The 15,543-nt window shown below is 34.9% G+C and carries 10 protein-coding genes; 1 reads left to right on the plus strand and 9 read right to left on the minus strand.

Going from position 1 to position 15,543, the window contains the following annotated elements; all coding sequences use genetic code 11:
* Positions 1-43 precede the first annotated feature (43 nt).
* Complete coding sequence (locus tag E0E32_RS18730; RefSeq protein WP_130860473.1) at positions 44-1,840, plus strand: hypothetical protein; 1,797 nt, start codon at positions 44-46, stop codon at positions 1,838-1,840.
* A gap of 93 nt (positions 1,841-1,933) precedes the next feature.
* On the opposite strand, the gene E0E32_RS18735 is transcribed toward E0E32_RS18730, so the two are convergent.
* From E0E32_RS18735 to E0E32_RS18775, 9 genes are all read right to left on the minus strand, one after another.
* Complete coding sequence (locus tag E0E32_RS18735; protein WP_286171999.1) at positions 1,934-3,526, minus strand: ABC transporter ATP-binding protein; 1,593 nt, start codon at positions 3,524-3,526, stop codon at positions 1,934-1,936.
* Positions 3,527-3,589: 63 nt separating this feature from the next.
* Entirely contained in the window at positions 3,590-4,393 is an 804-nt protein-coding gene (locus tag E0E32_RS18740) for an ABC transporter permease (protein WP_130860475.1), read from the minus strand.
* On the minus strand, positions 4,390-5,667 hold the full coding sequence (locus tag E0E32_RS18745) for a nucleotide sugar dehydrogenase (protein ID WP_130860476.1): 1,278 nt from the start codon (positions 5,665-5,667) through the stop codon (positions 4,390-4,392). Before E0E32_RS18745 ends, E0E32_RS18740 begins: the two co-directional genes overlap by 4 nt.
* A 23-nt stretch (positions 5,668-5,690) precedes the next feature.
* Positions 5,691-8,396 (minus strand): glycosyltransferase, encoded by a 2,706-nt coding sequence (locus tag E0E32_RS18750; protein ID WP_130860477.1) that lies wholly within the window; start codon positions 8,394-8,396, stop codon positions 5,691-5,693.
* Positions 8,377-9,645, minus strand: coding sequence for a class I SAM-dependent methyltransferase (locus E0E32_RS18755; protein WP_165445082.1), 1,269 nt, complete (start codon positions 9,643-9,645; stop codon positions 8,377-8,379). Before E0E32_RS18755 ends, E0E32_RS18750 begins: the two co-directional genes overlap by 20 nt.
* 24 nt (positions 9,646-9,669) lie before the next feature.
* A complete protein-coding gene (locus E0E32_RS18760; RefSeq protein WP_130860479.1) occupies positions 9,670-10,956 on the minus strand; it encodes a glycosyltransferase in 1,287 nt (428 codons plus the stop codon).
* Between the two features lie 28 nt (positions 10,957-10,984).
* Complete coding sequence (locus E0E32_RS18765) at positions 10,985-12,166, minus strand: glycosyltransferase family 4 protein (RefSeq protein ID WP_130860480.1); 1,182 nt, start codon at positions 12,164-12,166, stop codon at positions 10,985-10,987.
* A gap of 799 nt (positions 12,167-12,965) precedes the next feature.
* Complete coding sequence (locus tag E0E32_RS18770) at positions 12,966-13,967, minus strand: LCP family protein (protein ID WP_130860481.1); 1,002 nt, start codon at positions 13,965-13,967, stop codon at positions 12,966-12,968.
* Between the two features lie 121 nt (positions 13,968-14,088).
* Positions 14,089-15,249: an LCP family protein gene (locus E0E32_RS18775; protein ID WP_066190676.1), complete on the minus strand. Its 1,161-nt coding sequence runs from the start codon at positions 15,247-15,249 to the stop codon at positions 14,089-14,091.
* Positions 15,250-15,543 lie beyond the last annotated feature (294 nt).

A 15,543-nucleotide genomic window follows, 5' to 3' on the forward strand; every position in this document is an offset into this window, starting at 1 on the left:
AGTAGTAATATTTTATTAGTAATATCTTAATGGAGGCGAGTATATGCAAAGACAAAAAATTAAATTAGACCCTAAAAAAGTAGATATTCAAGAAAGAGCAAAGTTAATTATCTATGATGAAAAATACAAAAAAGTATTTTTAGAAAAAGAAATTGAACAAGGCGATACATACTCCATTGATGAATCTACTTTAGATGAGCATTTGAAGTACATCTACAAATATCAAATAATAGAAAACGATAACTGGGTCGACAAAACTAGTTTCAAAGCATTAAGATTTGAAAAAATAACGGATAAAGGAATTAAATATATTTTATATCCAGAGCAGCAAAGTGATTTTTTAATCGTTGGTTTCCAAGGTATAAGTAAAACTCCTAGTTATAACTATGTGAGGTCTTTAAAATCAGCTAGAGCAGTACAACTTTATATTAAAGATGATTATGGGACTGATGATACAAATTCTTCTTACTATTTAGGACCAGAAGAGACGACGATTATTGCAGATGCTACATACGAATTAATCGAATACATTCGTAATAAATTTGGCATCGCCCGAGAAAATGTTATTTGTATTGGTTCAAGCAAAGGTGGATTCGCAGCTCTGTACTTTTCTTATAGAGGACAATATGGACATGCTATTGTTGGCGGTCCCCAAATTAAGTTGGGGACATATTTATCGCATGGGAAAAATGCAGATAATCTTGATGAAAATTCATTTATGCCTAAAATACTTGAATACCTTGTTGGTAAAGTAACGGATAAAAAAATAAAGAGGCTAGACAACATACTTTTAGATTTAATTGAACAGAGTAATTGTGATCCAAATGTCTTTATTCATGTTGGAGAGGGCGAACCTCATTATAAAAAACATGTTCTCCCTTTCTTAGATAAAGTTAAATCATTACAGTTAAAAAACATTACTACTGATTTAGGAACTTATGATACTCATAATGAATTAGCAAAATTTTTTCCTAATATATTACAAAAAGCGGTATTGAATATAACAAATACCCCCCAGAAAAACTTAATACTAAAGGATTATGAAAACATAACTGCTGACTTTAACGCCTTAAAAACAATTACATTTGAGAAAAATAAAAAAATTGCCTTAAATGTTGTCAAAGATAATATCACCTATGAGTTTTTGTTGCACATAAGAGAAAATAGTAAAAAAGCGGTTGTCTTTGGTTCAGGAGCATATAATCCCGAAAAAGTTGCTCCTCCAATATTTAATAGACTCTCATGGTGTGATTACTTTGATGAAACGTGTATATACTATAATGATCCAACTCTATACTTGAGTGAAGAATTAACTATTGGCTGGGGGTATGGAACAAATAAAAAGCATTATATTGAAGAAATCGCAGATATATTAGAGATACTATATAAAAGAATTAATGTGCATCCTAAGCACGTTTTATATTTCGGATCATCAGCTGGCGGATTTCAAAGTTTAATGCTTGGATCAAAATTAAAAGGTTTGGTGGTAGTTAATAATCCACAAACAATAATAGGTAATTATTATGTGAGCAGTGTAAGAAACCTTCTAAATTGTTTAAGAGGAGATTCACTTGATCCAGAAAGATCTGTTGTTACTAATTATTTTGAAAAAAATAATTATGTACCTGCTATCATGTACATACAAAATATGGCTTCTGAACATGATATGGTTGCCCATTTTACACCATTTATTGATGAACTAAGTAAAATAAAACCGAACTATATAGGAAATAGGCGTCTTAGAACGTTAATGTATATGAATCACGAGAAAGGACAAAGTCTCCTTAACACAAGAGAGACTGTTAAAGTAATAAAGAACAATTTAAAACTTCTTAAATAAGATAATCGAAATTATATTTTATTACAATATAAATAACCTGGACTACTAATATCCCCTGCTTAAAATCATGAATAGTCCAGGTTTTATTAATCCTCATCCCCTCAACTTAAACACAACCTGTGAACCTTCAAAATCCACCACTATATTATACATATCTCCAACCAAATAAGCCATATTCTCTTGACCTGAAACCAATGCAGCTTCTGCCAATATATTTGTTCTAAATGACTCATCTAAATCTAATTCAGTCATCTCAATAGCCTCAGCGATATTCTCCTCATTAAAGTGATACGAATACGTACCATTCTCATACTCAAGCACCGTATTACCAAGTGGATCTGTGTATTCATCGGTTAATCCTTGCAATTTGCTTCTAACATTTTCGATATCTGAATTCAAAAATACAAAGAAGAAAGCATAGGATTCACTAATTCTTTCTGGCAGAACCGGAAGAAAATCTTCTATTGTGAATGACGAAGCTGATATCTCTTCTTTTGCTCCTATTTCTACATAATCTGACTCGGTGTACCCTTCCACTTCACCATCTATGCTGATTTTATAAATCGAACCATTCAACTCTTCTTCAACCAACACTTCTGTAGCAAAAGAGAGTTCGATCTCTGTATTTTCTAATTCTGGTTCTTGATATATTGGTATCTCTCTCTCGGTTACCAAGCCATTTTCATTGATTTCGATCGTCGTAGATTCATTCGATTCAAAGGGCGAATGATCATTTTCGTCATCACCTGCTACTTCTTGAGATTCTTCTGGTGTGTTGTTTATCGCTGCAATTGGACTATCTACAAAAAGAAGTACTATACTAACAACAAGCATGGTACATAAAAGACCAAATTGGGTGAAAATTGGGCGATTCTTATTCTTCTCTTGCTGCCTTGATGTAGCTCTGGTTCTTGTTCTTGTTGGAAAATCATTTGAATGATCTACATCCTTCTGCGACGTAAGCATTTCTTTTCGATATTGCTTTTGTTCGTTCTTATTCAGATTATTAAACCATTTTATAAAATTATTATATTCTTTTGAAACCTCGTCTTCATCTCCAAACATTTTAATTCGTCCGAAATTCAGCCACAAAATCCGATCAGAGATTGTTTTAACTTGGGAAAGGGAATGACTTATAAAAAAGATAGTCTTCCCCTGTTCTTTATACTCATCAAATTTATCTAAACATTTTTTATAAAATGTCGAATCCCCTACTGACAATGCCTCATCAATTACTAGTATATCAGGTTGGATATGCGCTGAAATGGCAAAACCCAATCTCGATTTCATCCCGCTGGAATAGCTCTTAATGGGTTGATCGATAAACTCACCTATATCTGCGAATTCAATAATATCAGGAGTTATTTCTTTAATTTCTTCTTTTACCAGACCGTGCATCATACATTTTAATTCGATATTTTCTCTACCAGAGAGATGGTTATTTAACCCCGCTGAAATCGCAACTAAGGATGTTTCTCCTTCAATGGTTACATCCCCTGAAGTTGGTGGGGTAACTTGCGCAAGCAGACTGGAAAGAGTCGATTTTCCCGATCCATTAATGCCAATAATTCCAATTGTTTCACCCTTGTATACTTCAAATGAAACATCGGATAAAGCGGCAAAGTTTTTTTCTCCTTGTTTTAGCGAAAATAATTCTAATAATTTATCCGATTTTTTCTTAAACATACTATACGTCTTTGTTACATTAGTAAACTTAACTACTGGCTTGTCCATGCAAAGCCTCCATTATTACAAATAATCGACAAACTTGTTCTTAAAATTACTATGAACGACACAACCTATAAACAAGATGAATAAGGTTAATGACCAAAAATAAAACATTAGTCGCCAATCTTCATAAAACCATTCTCCTGATAAAAAAGAGTTTCTTATCCCTGTCACAATATAGGCAAAAGGATTCAAATTAATGAATGAACGATATTGTTCGGAAAAGTTATCAACACTCCAGAATATTGGTGTTAAAAAGAAAAACAACCGGATGCTAGACTGAAGTATCAATTGAAAGTCACGTACTAATGCAGAAATGGTCGCAAACAGTATCGTGATAGAAAACAGCAACGCATACATACAAAATAAATAATAAGGTAATTGAATAATCGAAATACTGAAATCAATTCGATAGAATAAAGAAACAATAAAAAGTAAGATCATCATGATTAAAAAATTAAACGAATTACTGACGATCGTTATCGACGGCAATATACTTACTGGGAATTTCATTTTTGATACCAAATTCACTTTTTGATAAATACTATTAGATCCTTGAGTAATCGTAGGACTGATAAACATCCATGGTATCAATCCCATTAATAAATAGAGTAAGAAAGGCGTATCGCCAACTGGTGCACCACTCCGTAATCCTACACCAAATACAAACCAATAGACGAATACTTGAATAGCAGGACTTAAAAACTGCCAGAAGATCCCCAAATAGTGCATTTGATACTTGCTTTTTACCTCATATACAGCAAGCCGGAAGATTAATGGTAAGTGTAATACCAGATCTCGCAAAATAGTTACAATCGATCTCATCCGAAAACTTTCTCTTTATTAATAAACTGATATAAATTGCCAAAGTTAATATACTCAAAACTGTCATTGGTATTTGTCACAATATTTTTAGTATCAAGAACCCTTTTTGTTTTCATTAACTGAAGTACATCACTGTCTAATACTTTAAATTCTTGGTGATCAGTTAGAATAACCACTAAATCAGATTCCACAACCGCTCTTTCCATATCTTTTTCTACCATCTCATTATCAACATGAGGATCAAAAGCTTTTACATTAAAATTCCCTTGTGCTCTAAGCATTTCGAATATATCCATCGCAGGGCTTTCACGAATATCGTCTACATTTCCTTTATAAGCCAAACCGAATACAGTTAATGTTTTACCATCTACTTGTTGCATTAGCTTATTAACGTGGTCCACTACATATTCCGGCATGGACGTATTAATTGTTCTGGATAACTCAATCAATTTAGCTGTTTCTGGAGCTTTTGAAATAATGAAATATGGATCCACAGCTAAACAATGTCCACCCACTCCAGGCCCTGGTGTATGCAGATTTACCCTTGGATGCTTATTTGCCATATCGATTACATCTAAGGCGTTAATATCCAACTCTGTACATACTTTTGTTAGTTCGTTAGCCAGTGCAATGTTTACATCTCTAAATGTATTCTCCATTAATTTGGACATTTCTGCGGTTTTCGCATTGGTTTTAATAATTTCGCCTTGAACAAATGCACCATACACCTTTGCACCTTCTTCTGTACATTCAGGTGTTACACCGCCTACAATACGGTTATTATAGATTAGTTCATGCATGATTTGCCCCGGCAATACTCGTTCCGGACAGTGCACTAAGAATATATCCTGTCCAATAGTAAATCCTGCCTCTTCTATTAATGGCTTCACCAAATCTTCCGTTGTTCTTGGAGCAATGGTAGATTCTACAATAACAACATTACCTTTTTCGATATATGGCAAAATGGTATTTACAGCACTTAATACATAAGCTGGATCCATTGATTTATGTTCATCATCATTATTTGGAGTTGGTACAGACACGATAAAGGCATCCGCCTTTTCTGGAGTTAAAGAAGCCCTAAATGTTCCCTTCTCAACCACTTCTTCCAAAGCTTCCTGCAACCCTGGTTCTTCAATATGAATTTGTCCTGCATTTAGTGAATCAATGACCTCTTTCTTCACATCTACACCCACAACCTCTACGTCATGCTTGGCAAACATAATAGATGTCGGTAGTCCGATATACCCTAATCCCATGGTGTTTATTTTCATTACTAATTCCTCCTTGATTGTATTTATTTAAAAGTATTTACTATTTTGCGGTAGTCGTGCTGTTGGTATAGTTGTTCAAATAGTGCTAAATCATTCTCTTCTGATTTTATATGGTCTTTATATAATTCATAAATTTTATATAAAGTGTCAATAGCAGGAGCTAAATCATCATCTTTTACTTTACTTAACCGTTTCAGGTACCAATTTTTAAAGTAAGTGTAGAATTTCTCTTCCATGTAACCGGCTAAGAGGTCTTGCTTCCGCAAAAACTGGTTTCTTGCTTGTTCCATTAACAAATACCTCTCAAAGAATTTCTTAGTGATAACATTTGTGACAGAACCGGATACTGCAGCATAATAGATATGAATATCTAAATCAATTGCTTTAACTTGCTTGGCATTCATCAGCAGCTCTTGAAAAAACAATGTATCTTGTCCGATAGCACCTTCAACCATTCTTAAATTGTTATCCGTGACTAGCTCTTTTTTTAAAACTAATGCTTGAATACTCATCGCTTTAAATGATGTGTTGAGCATATACTGTTTAACATTTTTCTTACGAATAACATCTCCATTATTATATTGCATGGCTGTCTTGTAATAGTTAAAGTTTAAAACTTCATCAGCCACTTTCAACATATTCCCTACCACAAAATCATGGTTTCCATTATCTATTTCTTCTAACAGGTAGCGGTATCCATCATTAATTGCTTCGTTATCTGGATCAAGGTAGGTAATGTATGGAGCACTTGCGATTTCAATCCCTTTATTTCTTGGACGCGAAGCACTTCCGCTTCCACTATCATGATAAAAATATGTTTTAATATTAGCATATTGATCAGAAAGATGATCAATAATAGTTGGTGTATGTTCATCCGTTGAACCATCATCAACAATAATTAGTTCCATTTGATCGAAAATACTGCTTCTCTTTAGGCTGTTAAAGCACTTATTCAACAAGTGATCCCCATTGTTATATGTTGGGATAATCACAGACAGCTTGTAATCAGTCTTCACCGTTTCCTTTTCCAGAGACTTATTATTAAATTCAAAATGATCAATACTGTAACCATTTGATCTTTGCTGGGATTCATTCATGTTAAGCAGTTCATCTAGTGTAAATGACTCACTCCAAAAAATGGTCCTTGTTTTATCACCGATAACATCCACATAATCATGTTCAATACCCGAAATTAATTCATCACCATCATAATAAGCATCCTTAGTTATATAATCACTATCTGTAAATTTAAACCCGTTAATCATATCCTCTAAGTAAAATTCTTTGTACTCTTTGCCTTCATCAAAGAATGTGATCATATCAAATTGTTCTTTCAGTTCTTCCGTGAATTTTCCTACTTCAAACAATTCTTTATGTGGATAGGATTGCTTATCAAACATAGCTTGAACAGCTTTCGATTTATGAGGAACCAATACAGCAACTGATTTCCTCTCCTTTGGATACGGAGTATTCGTAGCCTCTAAAATTTCAATAATTCGCTTATAAGTAGTTTCATGAGACATTACTCTGCGAATTCCATACACTTGATGCTGATATTTCTCTTCTTCAGTAAATCCATTTAGAATATCCATTACTTCACTTCTATTGTTGATCAGGAAAACATTAGGGAATTTATTATTGACCCCTAAACTGTAGTTAGAAAGTAGAATATTGCCTAATGCCTGCAGTTCATAAATCCGATTAGCAAACATCGTATTGCTATACTTTACGGAGTTTAAGTTAATTGCCCAATCATAAAGTTTATGCAACTTCTGCAAGGTACCATGATCAACAGCTGGTGATGTGTATTGCACGTATTTTTTAGGAAAGAAGTGTCTTTCTAATTTTAATTCATAATTACGGTCAATTATTTTCAATTTATCATGATTATCTATTACACCATCAAAAATTCTTTGCGTGTCATCGATTCGATGTGGATATTTCACATACCAGGAACCAGAAAACAAAATCTCTTTTTTCTTGTCAAACTTCCTCATTCCTATAGGATTATGATATAAAGGATTAATCCCGAAATTTAACACATCCACCTTATCACTATTACAATCACGCTTATAGTTTGGAACCATTTCTTCTGCTGTCGTGAAGACATAATCACACTTTTGCGCTAATTCTAAGAAAATATCATAATTCACAGGATCTTCCTTAGAATAGAAGATTGTTTTTATTCCTTTTGACTGGTAGTAAGAGAGAATATTAAACATATCTCTTCTATGCTTTCTAATCTTTGGATTGCCTAGACCTTTCCACCCCATATCAAGACCTTTCCAGGTGGTAACCAAAAGAAAGATATCCATCTTATCGGCATATTCCTTATAGTTCTCTCTCGTAATGTAATGAAAGTTTGCTACGCCATCAAAGGAATTATAAAGAAATTCATCTGCCACAATCCCAATATTAATATCGAGCTTCTTATAAAACCTGCTTCCATTGCTTTCTGGAATTTGGTCGATAAGTGGTTTGATGGTAGAAAGGTAATTTACATCGGCATGTTTATCTCTATATGCCAAATATGCAAGTTTTTTCTCTACATCACCTTTCTGCACTTCTTCGCCGCTTACGGATGGAGTATTAGATTGAATAGTGGAGTTTATCCCCAACTCTCGCTGTTTTTTATTAATCTCTTTGATATCATCGTTTATGTTACTTTCCAATTTAGCCTTTAATTTGCTTAGGGTTTCTAGTCGCTGTTTAATTGCTTTTTGATCCACTTGATTTACCTCCAAATCGATTCTTGCGCCATCTCCAATAGCTAGTTGTCACCCTGCCTAATTTGGAACTTTTTAAATTGTCGTATCGTTTTAATATTTGTGCATGTTTTTTTAATAATCTTTCTTCTTTATTATACGCCTCTAATAATAATTCATCGGATTGAAGTTTCTTTTTCTTTTCTCTTAATACTTCTCGTTGCAACTCGTCAATTTGAGCTTGGTTATTATTTTGTGTCTGGCTTTTCTTTTTAATTTGCCTTTCTGATTCTCTTAAGTCTGTCACTTTTTTTTCTAAAAAATTGTTTCTTTGGCTTATTTCTGCATTGTTTTGCTTAAGATTTTCATGTTGCTGTTCTAATCTTTGCATTTTATCTGTTAAATCTCTTACTAAGCGCTCTTGGTCTTCTCTATATTCTTTTTCTTTCCTCAGTTCGGCTTTGACTTCGTTAAAGTCATCTTCTGTTCGGTTAAGGGATAATTTTAAATGATTGTTTAGCTCTTCCGTATGCTTTAGTTTATTTATTGTGTTTGCTAATTCTTCTTGTGTGTCACTGTTGGCCTGCTCCCATTTAGCTCGTTGCTTTTTGCTACTAGCCAACTGATTCAACAGGTCTCTTTCCAGTTCATACAAACCATCTTCCAATTTTACACTAAGTGCTTTGTCTGGGGTGGTTGTATTAATTTGACCTTTAACAAACACAGCTCCTATCCATTTCCCCATTATTTCCATTGAATCTATATGAATGTCGCTATTCTGCAAATCTAGTAACCCTTGCATATAGTACGTTTTTTTATGGTCAAAATAGTCATTAATTCCAAAAGGCACCGTAACAATCATCTGCCCGTCGTCTGATAACAGCTCAGTAGCTTTATTAATAAAACGTTCTGGATCCGCAACATGCTCTAGAACTTCTCCAAAAATAATACTGTCAAATTTTTGATCGCCGAAGTCATAGGCAATAAAATTAGCAACTTTAAATTCCACCGATTGCTTTGTATCTTCAGCTTCAATGCTTAACATGTCCTTAGCATAATCAATTGTTTCCTGCCACAAGTCTATAGCTAGGACTTGCTTACTCTCTCTTCCTAGCAAAATAGATGTAATCCCTTGAGAACAGCCTACATCAAGGATTTTTTCTCCTTTTGCCTGTCCACAAATCCAATGAATTCTTTTTCTCACTTTTTCACCAAAATTCGCACCAACCTGGTCATAATAGGCTTCCGCTACCCGGTCTATTGGTTTTTTCACTGACAAACACCTCATATTTCGTATTTACATAGCCTCGTATACAGCTAAAAAGTTTTTCTTTTCTTCTTCCCAATTATATTTCTCTTTGGCTTTATTACAGTTCTCAGCCATTTCTTCTCTTATTTCCGGGTTTTCTAATAGATGATTCACCCCGGTAGCGATGGATTTATAATCATGTGAATCAACACAAACCCCTACTCGCTCACCTTCCACTACTTTTTGAATCTCCGGGAAGCTGCATGCAATAACTGGTACATTACTCATGATATATTCAAACAGTTTATTAGAAGAAGCAGAATAATGATTATAATTAATATTATTTAACACTTGAAAACCTAAATACCCGTTTTTGGTATAGGCTGGGAGGTCTTCAACGGGAACTTTAGATAAAAACTTCACCTTGTGCTGCAACTCCATTTTGTTAACCGTTTTTTCCAGTTCAGGTTTTATTCTGCCATCCCCAATCAATACGAGTATTCCCTCATTAAACAATGGCACAGCTTGAATCAATTTATCTAATCCTCTGCCTTCCTGTATTCCGCCTTGATACAGTAAAATTTTTTCATCGGGTGAAATGTCCAACATGTCTCGAAATGAAATGTTTTTTTTAAGTTTATTTTTTTGTTTGAAAGGGTAGTTGTATACCACATTCGGATAAAAACCGTAAAGTTCTTCATTATATTTTGCTCTGGTATGGTTTTCGACAATCATGGTATCTATCTTATTTATAAAAAAAAGTTCCGATTTGTTATAAGCCTTACTATCATAACCAGTTCTGCTTGTCTGGACTTCATGCGAGTCGTATACTAATTTTCTTTTTTTGAATCGAAGCTTGGAACTTATGTAGGCTTGTGGCAATGTGTTAAGATCGTTAGCATGATATATGTCATAATCGTCCCGTATTCCCTTAGCTATCATCCTTAATATAATGCTTCCACGCACCCAAACAACTTTGACCTTTGTCTTCAGGAAAACAAAGGCTAGTACAGTTAATAGCCCCATAATCCATGGCTGAAGGTACATTGCACCTAACCATAGTATCAGTACAAGTAATCCTATCCATTTATTTTGGGTGCATTTTCTATATAAAATCTGCATCATCTCTAAAAGCAATGGGTATCTGCGGACACGATACACCGCAAAGTTTGTATTACGCTGTTCAAACTTAGGCAGACCTTTCTCGTCTGGGTCATGTATACATACCAAGTCTACCTGATATCCTTCTTCTGATAGAGCTGTACACTCACGAAGAACCCTTGCATCATTTGTAAAGTGATTCCATACAAACATACAAATAGTCTTATTCATCATTTATTCACCTTACATTCTATCACACTGATTAATTGATAATTCTAACCAATGTTTCAATATTGTTCTCCCAAAGGAAATGATCATTTACATATTGACGACCTTTTTTACTTATTCTATCATAAAGATCCTTATTTGACTTCAGTTCTTCGATATACGCTACTAATTCATTGAGATTTTGGGAAACAAAGCCTGTCTCTTCCTTAACTAGTATTTCTTTTGAGTAACCAGATACCGAAGCTACCATTGGGACACCACGCGTCATATAGTCAATGATCTTACCTGGTAATACCGTTTTAAAGACGTCTTCTTTTTCCAACGTAACAATGCCTACTTGATGGTCCGAGATAAGCTTTAAACACTCCTCTCTCGTCGTAGGATTAATAAAGGTCACATTATCCAAATCATTTTCTTCGATATAATCTATTAAACTATGACGGCGCATTCCATAACCAATAATCGTTAGCTCGATATTTTTTTGATTTAATTCTCTGGCTAGATTCATGATTACTTTATAATCTTGAGCTAAGCCGATATTTCCAGCATAAATCACTTTAAAATGGTCACTGGTGGTTTCAGGGGCAATAATTTCATTGTTTCTTGCTCCATTCGGAAGATAAACGAGTTTATCCTCACCTCTTTTAGAATTAGCAATAATATAATCGATAAATCCCTTACTATTTACAACAATATGATCTGCTTTACTGTAGATGATCTTCTCTACTTTTTTAAAAAGATTGATGATAAACGGATAGTTAAAGACGCCAACACCCCTTAGAGATTCTGGCCACAAGTCCCGTATATCTAAAATTAATTTTGCTCGAAAACGAAACTTTGCGATTACTCCTACTATCGCAACAAATATAGGCGGGGAAGTTACGATAACCGTATCATATTTACTTCGATTAAAAAGAACAAAAAAAACCATGTTCCAGGCCATCTCTAAATAGTATAATAATCGGTTGAAAATATTTCTAGAGTATTTTTTATTCGTGATCCTTACGCGATGAATATTATGGTCTTCATTTAGTTCTTCATGATCCCAAAAAGAGTCTTCACTATAAATATTCCTATTAGGGTATGTGGGATCTGTCGTAAGAACATTAATATCAAAGCCCCGTTCCTTTAATAGCAGATAAATATTTTTCATTCTATTCCCCGCACTGCCTATTTCCGGATAGAAGTTTTGCGAAATCATCAATATTTTCTTCATTCCATTAACTTCCTAACAAAAGTATTTAGTTCATTTTATATCCTAGCTAGTTCCCATAAGTATTTATAGCATACCATGGCGCGTATAGACATTTATTAAGTAAAACTATTATAATTTTAGAACAAGAGGATGGGTGTTGGTGACCCTCAAAAACAAGCGCACATTAAAACAAGAGAAGTAACATGATAATCTCTCTGATCTTCCTAAAAAGGAAATAGCGTAAATTGCTACAAATCTGTTACAACTTATTTGCAACTTCATTCGTCGATTATTGTTTCATTCAAGACTTCTCTTCATAGTTACTATTTTATTTTTTTATTTATTTCTCATGAGCTGTTCCTTGATGTTCCAAGCAAAATTAGTTGATTTACTATAAAATGAACTGTTTTTTTACCGTTTATCTCCATGAAGTATAACATAATTTTCGACGAATTTGTTATAGAGTTTTGCAATTCTTTTAAATTTCGCAACATTTTTTAGGTATTTATACTTACTTAATGTCATTTAAAGTGAATAATATTACTCAAAACTCCTAAAAACACTTGGTTTTGCCAGGTTGTGATTGCATTCTGTTTGTAATAATATTGAAAAATCTAGGGGCTATCTAGGGGCTATCCTAGAAACAGTGGGGGATCAACTGTCCGGAGTATATGCACGCGTGTTATGTAACTGAAAGAGGCAGGCGAAGAACAAGCCCTTTTCTACAAACAACAAACGGAAACCATCCATAAGAATGAATCCCACAGATAGTTTCTGTAACATTGATATGTCTTTGCTGCTATAAACTAATCATTCTTCTTCAGATTTCTAAATTAGCCTTAATTTCATCAATCGTTTCTACTAGCTGCTGTTCATCTGGAGTGAAATACCAGACCCCATCAACTTGTTGATCTTCGCCAGCTACGTTTAATTTTTCAATCTTTGAAGAATCCATATCGGAATAAGCTCGCTGAAGATTATAGATCTCCGTAGCATTAAGGCTAGTCATGACATTCTCACCGATCACATCACTAATTTCATTTGCCTTAAACAAAGTTGAAGCCGATAGTATTTCCTTCATGGACGCTTGAATAAACTGTACCTGTCTTTCTTCTCTGGAATAGATATTATTCACTTCACGTTTACGCATGCGCACAAATGCCAATGCCTCTTCACCGTCTAACTCCTGAACCCCTTCTGTAAAGTCAATTCTTTCGTTGTTGAAGATATTATCTTCCCAAAAACCTTCTTTGACATCAATTTCTACTCCGCCTAATACATCGACAATATCACGGAATCCTGTAAAATTAACAGTGACATATTCATCAATGGGAACATCCAAAAATTCTTCCACCTTACTCACTGTCAACTCTGTTGCCCCGTATCCCGATAGTGATCCATAGTTATAAGCGCCATTTATCTTGTGCGTGCCTGCATAGCTTCCTGCTTCTTCTGCGGTATAATCTACTCTTGTATCACGAGGGATAAGGGTGGTTGTTAGTTGCTCAGTCTTTGGATTTAAAGTTACCAAGATCATCGTATCTGTTCGACCACCTTCTCCGTTCGTAGCATAATCCTCCAATCCAAGCAATAGTACCGATATAGGGTCATCACTAATCGTTACGCCCTCTTCTCGAAATGGAGATTTGTCATCTGGTCTTTCTAACTCATGGTAAGAACTATCAAAGGCGTCGGCTGATTGTTTAACAATATAAGCAACACCTGCTAAAAGGACTAGTACGATAAATAACAGGGAGTATAGAATAATACGTTTTTTCTTACTTTTCTGCTTTTTTTCTAATCGGGAACGAATGGTTAACACCTACCTTGCATTTTAATCTTGTTGCTTTGTTTCAAAACTATGTAATTGTTGTCATTACCTTAATAAAGAGGAGGCAACCACAAAAAAGAAGCACAAAACCGATCTGTGCTTCTTTTTAAATTTAATAAGCTGAATTCCTGTCCTCTTCCGGGGTCCAAGTCTCACTTTGTCCATTTTCTTCAGGGTTGGTTTCCCAAGAATCTTCTTCTGTTACATCCGATTCTGATTCGCCTTGTTCTTCCTGCGTTGGCTCATCTGTGTTGCTTTCCTCACTACTGTCAGAGGAGGATAAACCCAATTGTTCTTTCAGCATTTGTTGTTTCTCTTCTAAGTCGGTTGGGTCAATATCATAATAATAAGCCTCTCCCCAGCGGTCCACTCCTGCTAGGTTATGCGATTCGAGATCTAAATTCCCGGTCGATCCATAAGAGATAAAACTTTTTAGTTCATCGAAGGACATGTTTGTACTCATATTGTCACCAACGGCTGTCATTAAGTCATCTACTTTTAAGACAGAGTTAAAGGATACTGCCTTATTTACAATCGCCTTAATGATTTCTTGCTGTCGTTTACCACGCTCAATATCATTGTCTTGTTTTCTGGTTCGGGCAAGTGCCAATGCTTCTTCGCCATCCAGTGTTTGTTCACCAGGCATAAGGTGAATCGCGCCTGCCTGATCATCGGAATCCTGTTCGGTCATTTCATAAGGAACTTCTACATCGATACCATTCAATGTATCGACGACATCAACAAAGGCGTCAAAGTTCACTTTCACAAAATAATCGACCGGAATATCAAATAGGTTCTCGACGGTTTGAATGCTTGCTTGAGGACCTCCTAAGGCATGTGCGTGATTAATCTTTGTTTCATAACCGCCCTTATAGCCATCTTCTGTCGCTATCTCAGGGACAAACACATAAGAATCACGCGGGATACTTAACAGGTCGACACTATTCTCATCCTTGTTTAATGTTGCAAGGATCAGGGCATCAGAGCGTCCGTTGGTGTCGGTGCCTCGTTTCTCGCTTTCATCCACACCAATAAAAAGAATCGAAACATCATCCACATTGGGGTCTACTCGCTCTTCACGTAGATCCGATTTTTCTCGGCCGTCATCTTCATAAGAAGAATCCATAATTTCTTCGGCTTGATTAATAATCTGCATGGCATAAATACCGATCCCTACCGCAATCACTAGTAAAGGGATTAAAATAAGGGCCCATTTATTTCTTTTTTTCGTTTTTCGTCTTACCACTCTTGACTTCTTGTTTTTATTTTTCATTGTATGAGATCTCCCTTGATTGTTAAGTCATCATTATTATATGTGCATGATCGATCATTTATAAAAAACATCAACCTTCATTGTACAATGGATAGGGTAAATAGTCACTAGTCATTCCATGTCAAATAGATTAAATTTTTGTTACACTCGTTCAAAAACCTTCACAACAGATACTTGTTCTATCATCTTACTGTAAAATCGATCAAAACACAAGAATTTAAAGCCGTTTCACCCCTGCTAGGGCTTGATACAACGCGCTACCGCTATCCTGCAAAATCAATAGAAGCACCCAGT

Origin of the sequence: Gracilibacillus phocaeensis (genome assembly GCF_900626275.1) — a bacterium.
Lineage (GTDB): Bacteria > Bacillota > Bacilli > Bacillales > Amphibacillaceae > Gracilibacillus > Gracilibacillus timonensis.

What these genes read in the sequence shown, in the direction of transcription:
- E0E32_RS18740 (WP_130860475.1), bottom strand. Translation starts at nt 4,393, where the DNA reads ATGAGATCGATTGTAACTATTTTGCGAGATCTGGTATTACACTTACCA.
- E0E32_RS18735 (WP_286171999.1), bottom strand. Translation starts at nt 3,526, where the DNA reads ATGTTTAAGAAAAAATCGGATAAATTATTAGAATTATTTTCGCTAAAA.
- E0E32_RS18745 (WP_130860476.1), bottom strand. Translation starts at nt 5,667, where the DNA reads ATGAAAATAAACACCATGGGATTAGGGTATATCGGACTACCGACATCT.
- E0E32_RS18775 (WP_066190676.1), bottom strand. Translation starts at nt 15,249, where the DNA reads ATGAAAAATAAAAACAAGAAGTCAAGAGTGGTAAGACGAAAAACGAAA.
- E0E32_RS18730 (WP_130860473.1), top strand. Translation starts at nt 44, where the DNA reads ATGCAAAGACAAAAAATTAAATTAGACCCTAAAAAAGTAGATATTCAA.
- E0E32_RS18765 (WP_130860480.1), bottom strand. Translation starts at nt 12,166, where the DNA reads ATGAAGAAAATATTGATGATTTCGCAAAACTTCTATCCGGAAATAGGC.
- E0E32_RS18760 (WP_130860479.1), bottom strand. Translation starts at nt 10,956, where the DNA reads ATGATGAATAAGACTATTTGTATGTTTGTATGGAATCACTTTACAAAT.